The organism is Paenibacillus mesophilus (genome assembly GCF_005938385.1).
GTDB classification, from domain to species: Bacteria; Bacillota; Bacilli; order Paenibacillales; family NBRC-103111; genus Paenibacillus_AB; species Paenibacillus_AB mesophilus.
Genome location: NZ_VCRA01000001.1, coordinates 232946 through 247135 on the forward strand (window position 1 = coordinate 232946; position 14190 = coordinate 247135).

Sequence of the window (14190 nt, forward strand, 5' to 3'; positions counted from 1 at the left end):
CCTTTTACCAGGCGGTCCATCCGCCGTCGACGACGATGTTGGAGCCGGTCATGTAGCTCGACGCTCCGGATGCGAGAAAGACGACCGCGCCCGCGATCTCTTCCGCCGTGCCCGCCCGGCCGAGCATCGTCTTCTTGCCGAGCTGCTGCAGGAAGGCGTCGTTCTGCTGCACGCGCGGATTCGGGAAAGGTCCCGGGGTTACGCTGTTGACGCGGATTCCTTTGGCCGCCAAATGCGCCGCACAATAGCGGGTGAACTGAATGACCGCGGCTTTGCCCGCTCCGTAGTTGGCCGGATTGTTCGCCCCGCTGTCTCCGTAAATCGACGGATCGGGCGACACGATACCGTACATCGAGCCGAAATTGACGATGCTGCCTCCCCCCGCCCGTTCCATGTACGGAATGACTTCTCTCGTAGCGCGGAACACGGTGCCCGCGGCGCCGTCCAGTCCTTTGTGCCAATCTTCGTCGCTCATCCGTTCCACCGTGCCGAGCGGTCCGTATCCGGCTCCGTAGGTAGCGCAATTGATCAGCACGTCGATGCCGCCGAACCGTTCCGCCGTTTCCTGGTACAGCTTGCGGATCGACCCGGTATCCGAAACGTCGCAAGCAATCGAAATCATCCGTTCGTGCTCCTGCTCCCGCGTTTCCAGGTCGGCCACCGCGACGTTCGCCCCGAAGTCCGCCATCGCCCGCGACAGCACGCTGCCGAGATAGCCGTTGCCGCCCGTTACGACCGCCTTTTTGCCTTCCAGCGAAAACAATTTCTCATACATGCCGATTCCCCCCATAACGCGCCCTTATTTGGCCGTATACCCGCCGTCGACGGGCAAATTCGCCCCCGTCACATAAGCGGATGCGTCCGACGCCAAAAATACGATGCTGCCCATCAAATCGGTATCGTTCGCCATTCTGCCGAGCAGCGTCCTCTCGGAGTAACGCTCGATAAACTTCTCCGGCGTCCGGTGGGAAGCGAGTCCGCCGGGGGAGAGGCAGTTGCAGCGGACATTTTTCGGACCGTAGTAGCTCGCTACGAAACGGGTGAAATTGACCATCCCGCCTTTATGGAAAAAGTAGTCCGGCACGAAGCCGTGAAAGCCCATATCTTTATATAATGTTCCGTCGGCGCCGACCATTCCTTGGATCGAGCCGATGTTAATGATCGAGCCGGAGCCCTGCTCCGCCATCACATCCCCGAACGCGCGGGTAATGGCGAACATTCCCGTGGCGTTGATGCGCATGCTCCGGTCGAACGCCTCCAGCGGATCGTTCCAGGACGTCATCGTCCGGGCTACCGCGTTGTTGACGAGAACATCGATCCGCCCGTACCGGGCCATGATTCGCTCTTTCAGGGCGAGGATCGACTCCTCGCTTTCCTGATCCAGCACATGCGCGCTGACTGCGACGCCCTCCCGAGCGAAGCTTTGCTCCAGCTCCTCCAGCTGATCGGCGTTGCGCGTCGTCATATTCGTCGCCGCTCCCGCCTGGGCAAGCGCGACCGCGATTTGCCTGCCGTATAGTCCTGCTCCGCCGGTGACGAGCGCTACTTTGCCTTCCAATGAAAACGATCGCAAAACGGTCATGGCGCCACCTCCTCCGTCCGGTCCGCGTATACGCTCCGAACTCGGCCTGCATCCTGCTTGTGCAGCTCTCCGACGATGCCCCGGAAATATTGGGTCAAAGCGATAACGTCCGCCCCGACGCTGATGAACCGGTAGCCCATCGCGACGAGCTCCTCCGCGTTGCCCGTCGACCCGACCGTCCCGGCGAATTTGCCGTGTTTGACGGCCAGCTCGGCGATCCGCTTGCGCGTCTCGGCGATCAGCGGATGATCCATCTGTCCGGGAGCGCCGATCGATTGGCTGAAGTCGCCCGGACCGAAGAAGATCATATCGAGGCCCGGCAAGGCGATGATCTCTTCCAGTTCGCCGAGCGGCTCCACGTCTTCGATTTGCAATATATTGAATCGCTCTTCATTCGCCTGCTTCAAATAGTCCGCGAATTGGATGTTGCAGTAGGCGCCGTCCGCATTCCCGCCATCGACCGGCCTCAGTCCGAGCGGATGGAACTTCGTGCTGTGAATGACTGCCTTCGCATCGGCAACGCTCATAATATGGGGAACCATGATCCCCGTCGCATCCATCTCGAGCGGACGGATATAGTCGCTGTAGCTGCCTCGCGCAACCCGCACGATCGTGTCGACGCCGTGGGCTTTGGCCGCCAATATTTGCTTCTCCACGACCGCCCAGTCGTTCGGGACGTGCTCCATATCCGTCCATATGCAGTCTAGCCCGCTCATCGCGGCGATTTCCGCCACCCGCGAGTCTCCCAAATTCAGCTTCGTCGCATAAGCGACTTCTCCCGCCCTAAGCTTCCGCAGCACTCTGCTGGGGCGCATCGCATACGTATTTCCCGCCATTTGTCCTGCCCTCCTCATATTAGGAACTTTAACGGAATTATCGCCCTGACTGACGACCGGGGCTTTGTGGACCGGCAAGTCACGGTATCAGAGAGCAGGTACGTTATTCCGTTAAAGTTCTTAAGTAGCGATAATAAGACATTCGATTAACTCTCTGCGAAGCGAAAACGCGCCATTCCAAGTGAAAAGATACCTTCTTCTGCTCAGACAGCTTGTTTTAAACTCCTAGATTATTAAAGATTTAGTTGTTGGAATAGTGAAGCTTACGAGGCTAGCTTTCTGTCGAAAGCTCATAAATCCAAAACTCGCCAGAAGGTATTCTTTTCACTCTCCACTCCTATCACCCGAGTTAATCGACATCCTCGTAGTTCCTAACCTCAATCAGGCAGTGTATACATAGCGGACAAAGCCGGGGCGATCTCCGCCAACCTCACTTCGCGGCCCCCTTCTTCCCGGCTGCGGATTCCGGCTATGATCAGCCTCATCAGCTCGATCGTCTCCTCGAACGGAAACGGCCGCTCCCCGGTCCGCAAATAGTCAACAAAGCTCTGCAGCTGCGTTTTGAACGAATAAAACGTATCGTGAATTTGCGCGAATGCGTGTCCCGCCGTCCCGCACAGCTGGAGCAGACCGAACGCCCCGTACATGTCCGACTGGGCCGCCGCCACGATGTCCGCGCCGCCGGAGTGCTTGATATGGACGACATTTCGCTCCGCGCTCCCCGTATTCCGCACGGAGACGAAGCCGGGGCCGAATATCGGGTATATCGATTCCAGCGCGTGTATGCCGTAGCGCTCCCATGATTTCGGAGTCGTGATCGTTGCGAACCGGATATGTCCGAGATCACTCGTCGACTGCCGATAAGGCATAAATTCCTTGCAGTAGCGCATGCAGCTCGACGACAGAATCGCTTTCCCCTGTCTCACCCATTCGGCGAACACGAGCAAATCCGCTTCGTTGTCGACGAGCGGCTTATCTACGAAGACGGGGATTCCCGCTTCCACGAACGGCCGGCATCGCTCGACGTGCTCATGCCCTTTGTCGGTGGCGATAATGACGGCATCCACTTCACCGATGACATCTTCGGGACGTGCCGCCACATGCGGGATTAACGACGACTGCGATACCCGGAGCGCATCCTCCGGATCGTCGGTCCATATGTGAGTAACGCTCGCTCCCTCAATCCTCAGCGTATGCTGCGGTTGTTTGCCCAAATACGCCGGAATGGCGGGATACGGACAGCTCTTCATCTCCTCCGGATCGTAGCCGTTGAATATCGCGCTCCAGGAATACGGATGCCCGTTGCCGTCCACCATCCCGAGCATGGCCAGACGGATTTCTTCCCGTTCGACCAGCGGGCGGACGGCGGCGTTCTCAACCGCTTTTTGCACTGTCATGTCGGTTTCCTTCTCCCTTTAAAACATAAAATGATTTGTTTGTATCTTATTGCGAGACATTGTATCTATTACTAGTTATTATTATATCCCACATTCCCGGACCTGTAAATCTTCAAAAACGGTCGAATGAAGGGGAGAGCGCCGTCTCTATGCGCAATAAGATGCTTATGTTCGCGATGACATTCGGAATAACCGCAAATTCAGAGGCTGTTGAAAAAGTCTGCAAGAGAGGAAGCGGTGAAGGCAAGAGGTGGGGGAATGCGCTCCACTTCCGTTAAAATCGTGTTGTTTTTGGAATTTTCAGCGGTTACAACCCGATTTTAAAGTCAGCCGCTTCGCTTTACGCACATCTCCCCCACCTCTTTCGGTATTCCAACTCTCGCTTTTGACTTTTTCAACAACCTGAAATTCAGCGAATTTACCAAAGTCGAGCGATTTTGCAGCGCTCCTTGTTCGCTTCTGCGGGGATTTCTGCTGCCTTTCAAAACGACAAAAAACCTTTGAAACCGCTCGATAGCACCAACGGTTCCAAAGGCTTCCTTTTACACGTTCACTTGCTTGATCGCTTCTCTCATCTCCCGCGTGTTGTCGGTCAGAATCGCCGACGCTTCGCTCACCTGCTTCATCCTGTCGAGTTGCTGGCCGCTTAAAGAGCGGATTTGGCCGGACTGCTCGGACACCTTGTTGGCGATATCGGCGATGCTTCCTACCGTAGCGGCCACTTCTTCGGAACCTGCTGACAGCTGTTCGGTAGTCGCGGATATGTCGACAATTTGTTCGCTGACGAGCCGGAATGCCGCTACGGTATGCTGGAACGATTCCGCGGCCTCGGCCGACAGCCGGACGCCTATGGAAATATCGCGCGATGCCCCTTCCATCTCCTCGCTAATTTTGCCGGATTCCTTGCCTATGTTACCAAGCAGCTCGGTAATTTGACGTACGGCCGAGGAGGAGGCGTCGGCGAGCTTCCGCACTTCCTTCGCTACGACTGTAAACCCTTGACCGTGCTCGCCCGCCCGGGCCGCTTCGATCGAAGCGTTCAAGGCAAGCAGCTTCGTTTGTTCGGCGAACTCGCGGACGGCGCCGAGCACATCGTCGATCTCGTCCGTATAGGTTTTCAGCAGCTTGGCGTTGTCCAGCGTTTGCGCGGCCGAGGTGGAGATGTCGCCGATTTGACCGTTCAAGCGCTCCATCGCCTCCTCGCCCGCCCTGGCGATCTCCAGGGCGCGGATGGCCGCATCGGAAACGGTGGCGGACGATTCCGCTATGCGCATGATGCCCTGCGAGATCTGTTCCATCGCGACGGCGCTGTCGTCGGCACTTTGCTTCTGCGATTGCGCACCCGCATAGATGTGCTGGACCGATTCGTTCATCGTCTCGCCGAGCTGCAGCATCTGCTCGGCATGTCCGGCGAACATGCCCGTAGACGCGACGAGCTGATCCGACGTTTGATCCATATTCACAACCAGCCCGCGTACCCGTTCGTGCAAATTGCCCGACATCGTCAGCATCGCCTTGTAAGCCGTGCCGATTTCATCCTCCGACCGGACCGGCATGGCGCGCAACGTTCGGCTCGCTTGGGCCAGATCGCCCCCCGCCATCAACTCCGCGCTTACGGTAAGCGTAGGCAACGGCTTCAAGGCGCGCCTTACGAACCATACTACAATGGCGATTCCCGCAATCGTGATGGTCAGGATGAGAGCGTATAACGGCACGCTGCTTTTGACTACGTTTGCGGCGAGCCGGTCGAATACGTCGGCGTCGGTATCGATTCCCAGAGCTCCGACCAATGTGCCGTTCGCATTTTTCACAGATGCGTATGCGGATATGTAGGTGCCGTATTCCGGATTTTCGATAATCGGGGTGCTGGCTTTGCCGCCCGCCATTACTTTTTTCACCGCGTCAGGCGGCATGTCCGCCAGCTCGTTGATCGGAGAAGCGGAGCTGTCTCCCGGGGGCAGTCCGTCGATCATGATCCGCGGCTCGTTGTTCTCGTCGAACTTCACGAAGTAGACGTAACGGGCTCCGATCTGCGTCCGGAACACGTTCAGCTCTTGGCGGAGCGACCAGTACAAATCGCCCTCCTGCGGCCGCTGCAAAAATTCGGCGTACCGCTCCGGCTTCAGCTGGCCGGCGTAGCTTTCGGCGATTCGCATGTTATAGCTGTTGACCGCTTCTTCGACGGCAGCCTTCGTCTGGATGAGCTGCGTGACGACATTGCCCGCCGCGATCGCGACCATGACCGCCGTTATGACTACCAGAATTCGGGCGGTCAAATGCTTCTTCATTACTGTTACCATGTGCCGGATTCCCCTTCGCGCCCTGCTTCTCTCTACGATTGCTCCAGCAAGCCCAGGCTGTAGATGATTTGTCGTACCCCGTCCTTAAACTGCGTACATCGCTCCCAATCTCGCAACAATCAATAGGTCTTTGTAACCCTTTTCTCTATTATACCAGATTGTTCCGAGATTTCTTCGAAATATGCGTGTCTGAACTAAGGTTAGCGGCTCGGCGCGTGGGGGGAGGGGGGGGGGGGAATCGTCTCGCAGAATCGGCAAGCGGTCGGGGGCAAGCAAGCTACTTGCTCTGTTTCCGGTATTCCCTCGGCGACAGTCCGGTCTTTCGTTTAAAAACGGCATGGAAATGCTTCATATCCTTGAAGCCGATCGTTTCGGCGATCTCGTACACTTTGCGGTCCGTGTTCCGCAGCTGCTCGCAGCACCGCTCGATTTGCAGGGAATGCAAGTAATCGGTGTACGTTTGGCCGGTCGCCTTCTTGATCAACCGGTTGAACTGCCGTTTCCCTATATTGATCTTAGCGGAAATGTCGGTAAGCGACAAAGGCGCATCGAGATGCTGTTGAATGTATCGGATCGCATCATCCATCCTGGAGTCGTTATCGATATACGAACGCATCGGTCCGCCCTCGATCGAACGGTATAACGTAAGAAGCAGCTGAATCACATAAGTGAGAACCATCAGATTGCGCGCTTCCTGCCTGAATGCATATTCCTGATACAGTCTCTGCATCAAGTTTCTCGCGTCGGCCGACGGCTCTTCCGCCTTGAGCCAATCGGTGCGGTTGCGGATGGCAATCAATGCATTCGCCTCTTCCGAAGGAAGCAGCAGCGAATGGCTCCGGATAATCCGGTCAAGCAGCTCCAGGCCGAAAATGCAGTTGTATACGATCAGCGGATCTTTCACGGCTGCGTCCGCCGGCCGGAACACGTGGGAGATGCCCACGGGGATGTAGAACAGATCTCCTTTCCTTACCGGGACGATCCGGTCGCCTATATAATGAAAGCCTTTGCCTTCCGCCACATAAGCGATCTCGACGAAATCATGCGAATGTTCGTGCAGATGGAACGTTTCGGTCGCCCTATTCACATAGACGGGAAAATCGATGCCGAAAAACATGTCGCCCTGCATCGACTCGATCGGTCTTCGTATCGTCATGACAACCTCCGTTCGGGGAAGGATCAGTTGTGAAATTTGCTCTAGATGTCAGTATATCTCTATAAAAATGTGGGTTTCAACAACTTTGTTTATGCATACTTGCGATAATGGGATCCGTTCAAGAGCTGCCGTTGATAAAAGTATATATTTTCCATTTAGGGAAACCGTGCTATTATATGGAATGAACGCTATGTCGTCGGAAAAGGGGAGTTTTGTTGTCAAACGTGAAACCGGAAATCAACCGCTTGGGACAAGCTGTCGTATCTTTCGTTTTTAGCTTCGTATCCTTATTTTTTATAAATGTATTTATGATTGTGCTTTTCATCTACCTAGGTGGCAATCGTGACGAAGATAATAATTATATCTTTGTTTTATTTTTGATCACTTTATTAATTCATCTCATTACATTGCTATTAGCCGTACGCGGAACGAAATCGACAAACGGCGGAAAGGGTCTTGCCATAGCTGCGATTGCGATTATTAGCATCCCGCTTTGTGTATTGCTTCTGATTGCTCTTATATGCATTTACTTTGTAATACAGGAGTTTCTCTTATGAACTCTCGATGAATCTCTGTATCATCTTGATGCTTCACTAGGGCAAAATTTCATGCAAAAAAGCATGCCTCCCACCCCACTTTCCAATGGGTTGGGAGGCTTTTCAGTTCCCGGACAGGTTTGCCCGGGCGTTACGACTTATTGATCCACCTAGCCGCTTATAAATTCCCCTCGCTCACCCAAGTGCCCGGCGTACCCGTCGCGGTGCACCGCCACCCTTTCGGCGCGCCGACCGCAGGGGCCTCGTTCGCAAGCGAATCGCCCGCACGCCAATATCCCGCCGACGGCGCCGAGGCCGCGAAGCCTTGGAACGCGCCTCCGACATACGTCCCCTGAATCGTTCCGGGGGCAACCAATGCCGTTCCGCTCCTATACGTGTTGCCGTGGATGCATATTTTGCCCCTCTGTGAAGCCGCATTCGATTGGGGGCCAACCGCAACGGATGCCAGCGTGCTTCCGCCGAAATCGTTGCCGCCGATCGTGACGTTGGACAGCTCGGCGCCTCCGAAAAGGTGACGATTCACGCACGGCGCACCTTGAGGCTCGAAGTCGCATTCCGTCACGGATATCCGGTCGCCTGTCGTCCCGAGATGGATGTTGGCGAGCAAGGAGCCGTCGTTTTTGCGTCCGCCTGCTACGAAGCGCGATTTATTGATCCGAATGCAGTCGGCCCGACTCCCTGCCAACAGCACGTCGTACTTCCCATTTAGAAGAAACTCCGCTTCCACCCGCGCCCCGTACACGTCGGACAGCATGACTCCCTGCTCCCACTTCGAGTAACGGCCCGTAATCGTCAGCCCGGAGCATACGACCTTGATCACCGCAGCCGCTCCGGAGTTCTCCGCTACCGACGATGGTTCGATCGGCACCGTATTGGCCGCAGTGGCGCTTAAGGGCGTCGTCTTGGCGATGATGACCGATTTCTCTCCGGTCAGCCAAATCCGCTGCCCTTTCGGAACGGTCAAGGCGGTGCTTACGGCGGACAGCGAAATCGTCGTCGCCCCTACGGACAGAACGGACGTCAACGTGCCGACAAGCGACGTGCCCGCCGCCGTCAGCCCGGTTTTGCCGCCTGTCTGGGCCGCCGCCGTACCGGTCGTCCGCGCATCGATCTCGCAGTTCATACTGCCGTATATTCGGCTGCCATTCGCAGTCGCGCCGGTGAATGAAATGCGGCAGTCGTTGCAATATTCGACGAGCGCCAAATATTCGCCGACGCTTTCGAAGCCGGAAGCGGTTACTTCTTCCACCGAAACTCCCGACGAATAATACACGAGAAACAACGGACTGCCGCCATATGTTTTCCCCGGTGACAGCGAATACGTCACCCTGCTGATGCGAATCGACGAAATGCTGTCGAGCGTATAGGTCGGTCCGATCGGCGTGCGAACGGTCGCGGAGGAGCCTTGGATAAAGATCGGCGCAGACGCTTTATTGCTTGCTCTCGCGGGCGGGTCCGCTATATCGACGTCGCGGATGACGATGCCGGTTTGAACCTTATTTTTCTCCGCGCTCACCGCAACCTGGGCGTATACGTCGCCTGGCAATATGCGGATCGGACAAGTCCAACCGTCGAATGCGATATTTTCCACGGTAATGTCGTATACGGCTGACAGGATGACACCATAATTGCCGGCAACGCCATTGTAAGGCTTGAAGCGAATGTTGCGGATAACGCCGTCATGCGGATGGTACGAATACGTAACAAACTGATTATGGGCGTCCGCGCTGCCGACATCGCCGCCCCAGTGAACGATAATGCCCGCGTCGAACGGACCGTAGAAGACCATATCTTCCATCACGAAATCGTTCACTTGGCCGAGCACCTCGACCGCCTGCGCTTTCCGTGTCGCGTTCATGCAGTACAGCTTGGCGCCCTGTACGCGAATGTTGGAATAAGCCTCACTCGGAACGGCTTCGTAATCGCCGATGCGAAACACGTTGCCGAAATTGCCGTCCGGCGGCGAGGCCGTATTCGAAACTTCGAATGTCGCGTTGTACAGCCGCGTGTTGGAGCGCAGCAGCAGGCCGTTATCGGTCGCGCCCAGCTCGAACACCAAGACGGCGCCGTCATCGAACGCCAGCGTGCAATTTTCGACGATCACATTTTTGCATTTCCAGCGCCCCTTCGGGATGCGCACCGCACCCGACAAACTGCCCTTCGCAGCGTCAATGGCGCTTTGAATCGCGACGGAAGTGTCCGTTACACCTCCGGGTACCGCCCCATAATCCAAGATGTTGATATCCGCCGCACCCGCTCCGAATACGGCGTTCGCATTTCCCCCCATAATTCCTCCCGCGGCTATGGCCGCCCCCGTCATGCCAAGCGAAGTCAGCACCGCTCTTCTCGAAATGTCGCCCGCCATCTATTGATCGCCCCGTTCCGGCAAAAATACGTTACGCACGGCTTCCAAATACGCCATACCGTGTAAGGTGTCCGGCTCCAAGTAGCTGCCCTCCGTCCATTCGTTCCATGCATTAATAGATACGATGCGGGGACTCCGGTCCGTTTTCTCCACGAAAGCTTTCGCATCCCGCAAAGCCTGCTCGAACTGCTCCGGCGTATTGTCCGCCAGTACCGGCATGTACGGATATCCGAGATTGTCGAACCGATCCGATTGGATCGTCCGGGGCGAGGAATCCCAGCCCATCGTCACGTTCGGGAAATAAGGCAGCCGGTACTGCCCGGTCAGCGTCTCCATCGTCTGCTTCGCTTTCTCGCGGACGGCGGAGTACGGTGTCTCCGGAAACCGCTCCAGCCTGTGATGATGAATCCAGACGTAGGAAGCGACCGAATCGAACCCGAGCAGATCGAGCATTTCGTTCGCATTCGTCACCTTCTTCTCGCCGGGCAGCAGCTGTACGCCCCAAACGACCGCATTGAGGTGAAGCTCCCCCAGCCCCGCTTCCCGCACCATGCTCCGGAACTGCTCCAGCGCCTCGCGCGTCGCCTCGATCGAACCGAGCCCGGCGACGAGGCTCATCAATTCGTAGATGGAAACATATAACCCGCCGTCAACGCGCCAGTAGGACGGGTGATGGAAATAAGTGCGTATCATATGCTCGCATGCGGCGAGAAACGCAGTTCTCGAGACGGCGCCGGAGGCAAGCGTCTTGTACGGCCGGCTGCGCGTGGCGGGGTGAATATCTTGCCAGTCGTGGTTCGCCCACATGAGCGAAAATTTCATCCGGCCATTGTTCGCCGCCTTCAGAAATCCTTCCTCCAGGGCACGCCGCAAATAAGGTCCGTCCTCGTACCAATACCAGTCGAAAATGAACGCGTCGATCCCATGGTCGGAAGCCGCATCGATTTTCCTCGCCATGACCGCCGGATCGGCTTCATCCTCGCAGCCCCAGAGCGGCACCTTCGGCTGGGCATGTCCCGGAAACCGGGGAGTCGCCATCCGGACGAGCTCCCATTCGGTCCAGCCTTCGCCATGCCATTTCGCGTTTCTCGGATCAGGGTGGTAATTCGGAAAATAATAGGCCGCGACTTGAATGCGGTCCGTCCGCGCTTTCTCCATACGTCACTCCACCTTCGTCGGCGCCCCGTTCAAGGGGCAAGCTCGAACAATTGAATTTCATTCAATCCGGCCCATCCGGACGATGCCGTTACCGTCACTTTGACGTACCGGACCGAAATTCCCGAATCGAAATATTTGTAATCCACATGATTCATGTTGACGTTATCGTACGTTTGTACGATTATCCAATTGGTGCCGTCCGCGGATATTTGCACGTTCGCCGTTTCCGCATAACCGACCTTCAGCAATACTCCGATCGCTCCGATCGTGTAGGTTTGCTGCAAGTCTATCATATAGTAGGACGGCGAGGTCGAAGTAGCCGCGGCGTTCTTGAAGGCGGCATTGCCGTAAACGATACTCCCGTCAAGCGCACCCTTCGGTCCGGTCGCGGAGTTGTTCGGGTCGGTGTACAGCATGTCGGTCGTAACCGTAATCGCCGAGGACTGGTACATGCCCGAAAGGTCCATCTTCGTGCCGAAATCGCCTTCCCAATTGCCGAGCTTGGAATAGGTGCCTCCGATGATCTGCTTTTGCGCATCGTAATAAACAGTAAACAGCTCATCGCCGCCCAGCATGGCCGTAGACGAATACCCCATGTCAGACGTCGATTTATCCGAATAAAGAAGACGGCTCTGCGAAGCGTCCCACGGCTGTCCGAGGTAGCCGATCCGTACCATGACGGGACGACCGCCGGTCGGGTGCTGATATTCGCTCCAAGCTTGAAACACTTTGTCCGTACCCGGTATGCGGAACAGCTCGGGCGCATGCATCTTCTTATCGAGCTTCGCCGGAGTACCCCATGTCGCTCCGTAATCGTAGGAATGGACCTCGTAAGCGAGATTGTCGGACGAGGACGCGCGGATCAACCCTTTGATATGCCCGTTATCCAGCTCCGCAATCGCCTGCTCGACCAAGTGGCTGCCGGAAACGAAACCCATCGTCTTCTCGGAGGACGATGGCCACGTCAGTCCTTGATCGGTACTTCTTACCACGGTAGCCTTCTGATTGCCGGTACCCGGCCCGTAGAGCGGGATCAGCAAATCACCGCTCGACAGCTCGATGATTTTGGAGGAAGTCGCCGCCCACGACATGTTCGTTCCGACCGTAACCGGGCTTCCCCATGTCGTCCCGTTATTCGTGCTGCGGATCACGCGAACGTCGACAGGCCCTCCGTTATAAGTAAACCAAGATAAGAGCAGCGTCCCGTCGCCGAGAACGGCGATCGAAGGGTCGCGATCGTCATAGACCGTATCCGCGACCGTCTGAGCGGCGCTCCAGGTAGCTCCGTCATCCGTACTCCGCTTCATCATGATTTTGCCGTTCCCGCCAACGTGGCTGCTCGACCAATAGTACACGACGAGCAAATCGCCGTTGCCCGCCTTGACGATATCCGGAAAATAAGGCTTGTCGGTACCCGAAGCCCCGGCGATTACGACGTCTGAAATGCTCGTATGGCGCACTTCCGCGGACACTATACCGGCCGGCAATAAAAGAACCAAGATAAGAAATAAAGAAACCGCAGCTGCCTTAACCGAACGATGCCGACAATAGACTGCTTTCATGCCGATTCCTCCCTTGTATATTCCTTGCCCTTGCATCCTGTTGACCGACGACGGCTCGCCTTAGCCCCCTAACCGCCATCCGGCGTTACCCGATGTCGCATATCGTACCGGCTATATAGCGGTACCGCTCGCCCTGTTCGGAGTAATAGTACATGACGATCACCCTGCCGTCATCCATCTGAACGGCGCTCGTATATCCGATGTCCGAGCCATGGCCGTCCTCGCGGATCACGACTTCCTCCGCCTGTTCCAGGTCGCCGCACTCCGGATCAAGCAGAACGGCCCGGATGCCGAATGGCCGAAACCGGTATCCGTACGTGAGAAGGATTCGGCCATCGTCCAGACGAAGCGCGTGAAACGGGCTCGGCGAGTAAAACTTGCGTTTGACCGGAGCACTCCACGTAAGGCCGCCGTCTGTCGATTCCGACGTAACAAGCGGGTACGCCGCCTGACCGTCGCCCGCTTCCGGCTTCGTCTTATGACAGCGGGTGAACAGAACGAGCTTGCCCGACGGAGTCCGGTACAAATTCGGCTCGAAAAATCCGTATCCTTCCTCGGGTGCGATCTCCGCGTAGTTCGTCCACGTGACGCCCCGATCCTCCGTCCTCCCAACGACAACGCGCCAGTCACCTCCTGCGTAACCGTAAAACGGAGCAAGCAAAGATCCGTCCTCCAGCTCCACACAGTTTCCGCGGATGAAGACTTTGCCGAGGTCGACCGCGATCGGCTTATCCCACGTCTTCCCTCCGTCCGCGGAACGGATCGAGTACGCGCCGACAGCCTTGGCCGCCCATTTGTCGAATACTTTGTGGGAGTAATCGGGCCGGTCCTTCACGTCTTCCAGATCGGCGACCTTCCACATGAATAGAGTCCCGAACAATGTACCGTCGCTCAGAACGTTCAGACACGGATCCTGTACGCCGTAGAAAAAGTCGTCGTACATAACGGCCGTATTCCGGCTCCATTCGACTCCGTCCGAAGAGGTGACGAGCGCCGCCTTCGACGACGGATCGATATGCTCCAGTCCGTAAGTATCGAGCCGGTCCGGCGCTTGCCGGAATGCGCTAACGAATTGTCCTTCCCGGTTCCGTACGACACTCGGAAACGTATTATATTGCTCATCCTTGAACACGACGATATGTTTGACGGGTTTGACAGACAACGGACATGCTCCTCTCGCACTGCTGCGCTTCGATATGGGAAGGCCGCCGGGCGCTGCGCCGGTAGCCCCTTCGATCACTTCGCCTTCTCCGATTTGATGGCGGCAATATGTTTGA

The 14190-nt window shown here is 56.5% G+C and carries 11 protein-coding genes; 1 reads left to right on the forward strand and 10 read right to left on the reverse strand.

Annotated elements, in window-relative coordinates; all coding sequences use genetic code 11:
• Window positions 1-4: 4 nt before the first annotated feature.
• From FE783_RS00865 to FE783_RS00890, 6 genes are all read right to left on the reverse strand, one after another.
• A complete protein-coding gene (locus tag FE783_RS00865; protein ID WP_138877422.1) occupies window positions 5-775 on the reverse strand; it encodes an SDR family oxidoreductase in 771 nt (256 codons plus the stop codon).
• Window positions 776-799: 24 nt separating this feature from the next.
• A complete protein-coding gene (locus FE783_RS00870; protein WP_138877423.1) occupies window positions 800-1582 on the reverse strand; it encodes an SDR family NAD(P)-dependent oxidoreductase in 783 nt (260 codons plus the stop codon).
• Window positions 1579-2418 carry an HpcH/HpaI aldolase family protein gene (locus FE783_RS00875; protein WP_138877424.1) on the reverse strand — a complete coding sequence of 280 codons (840 nt, stop codon included), beginning with the start codon at window positions 2416-2418 and terminating at the stop codon, window positions 1579-1581. Before FE783_RS00875 ends, FE783_RS00870 begins: the two co-directional genes overlap by 4 nt.
• Before the next feature lie 377 nt (window positions 2419-2795).
• Entirely contained in the window at window positions 2796-3815 is a 1020-nt protein-coding gene (locus FE783_RS00880) for a Gfo/Idh/MocA family oxidoreductase (protein WP_138877425.1), read from the reverse strand.
• 542 nt (window positions 3816-4357) lie between these two features.
• Entirely contained in the window at window positions 4358-6115 is a 1758-nt protein-coding gene (locus FE783_RS00885) for a methyl-accepting chemotaxis protein (RefSeq protein ID WP_138877426.1), read from the reverse strand.
• 277 nt (window positions 6116-6392) lie between these two features.
• Complete coding sequence (locus FE783_RS00890) at window positions 6393-7271, reverse strand: helix-turn-helix domain-containing protein (RefSeq protein ID WP_138877427.1); 879 nt, start codon at window positions 7269-7271, stop codon at window positions 6393-6395.
• Between the two features lie 224 nt (window positions 7272-7495).
• On the opposite strand from FE783_RS00890, the gene FE783_RS00895 reads away from it, so the two are divergent.
• Window positions 7496-7828, forward strand: a complete 333-nt coding sequence (locus FE783_RS00895; RefSeq protein WP_138877428.1) for a hypothetical protein — start codon at window positions 7496-7498, stop codon at window positions 7826-7828.
• A 157-nt stretch (window positions 7829-7985) separates the two neighbouring features.
• On the opposite strand, the gene FE783_RS00900 is transcribed toward FE783_RS00895, so the two are convergent.
• The 4 genes from FE783_RS00900 to FE783_RS00915 form a co-directional block, all read right to left on the reverse strand.
• A complete protein-coding gene (locus tag FE783_RS00900) occupies window positions 7986-10193 on the reverse strand; it encodes a glycosyl hydrolase family 28-related protein (protein WP_138877429.1) in 2208 nt (735 codons plus the stop codon).
• Complete coding sequence (locus FE783_RS00905; RefSeq protein WP_138877430.1) at window positions 10194-11351, reverse strand: glycosyltransferase WbsX family protein; 1158 nt, start codon at window positions 11349-11351, stop codon at window positions 10194-10196.
• 29 nt (window positions 11352-11380) lie between these two features.
• Window positions 11381-12913 (reverse strand): exo-alpha-sialidase, encoded by a 1533-nt coding sequence (locus FE783_RS00910; RefSeq protein WP_158301553.1) that lies wholly within the window; start codon window positions 12911-12913, stop codon window positions 11381-11383.
• Window positions 12914-12998: 85 nt separating this feature from the next.
• Window positions 12999-14190: sialidase family protein (locus FE783_RS00915; protein WP_238402813.1), on the reverse strand; the 1192-nt coding region annotated here is incomplete at its 5' end.

Coding starts and splice junctions, on each gene's coding strand:
- FE783_RS00865 (WP_138877422.1), bottom strand. CDS start 775: ATGTATGAGAAATTGTTTTCGCTGGAAGGCAAAAAGGCGGTCGTAACG.
- FE783_RS00870 (WP_138877423.1), bottom strand. CDS start 1,582: ATGACCGTTTTGCGATCGTTTTCATTGGAAGGCAAAGTAGCGCTCGTC.
- FE783_RS00875 (WP_138877424.1), bottom strand. CDS start 2,418: ATGGCGGGAAATACGTATGCGATGCGCCCCAGCAGAGTGCTGCGGAAG.
- FE783_RS00880 (WP_138877425.1), bottom strand. CDS start 3,815: ATGACAGTGCAAAAAGCGGTTGAGAACGCCGCCGTCCGCCCGCTGGTC.
- FE783_RS00885 (WP_138877426.1), bottom strand. CDS start 6,115: ATGGTAACAGTAATGAAGAAGCATTTGACCGCCCGAATTCTGGTAGTC.
- FE783_RS00890 (WP_138877427.1), bottom strand. CDS start 7,271: ATGACGATACGAAGACCGATCGAGTCGATGCAGGGCGACATGTTTTTC.
- FE783_RS00900 (WP_138877429.1), bottom strand. CDS start 10,193: ATGGCGGGCGACATTTCGAGAAGAGCGGTGCTGACTTCGCTTGGCATG.
- FE783_RS00905 (WP_138877430.1), bottom strand. CDS start 11,351: ATGGAGAAAGCGCGGACGGACCGCATTCAAGTCGCGGCCTATTATTTT.
- FE783_RS00910 (WP_158301553.1), bottom strand. CDS start 12,913: ATGAAAGCAGTCTATTGTCGGCATCGTTCGGTTAAGGCAGCTGCGGTT.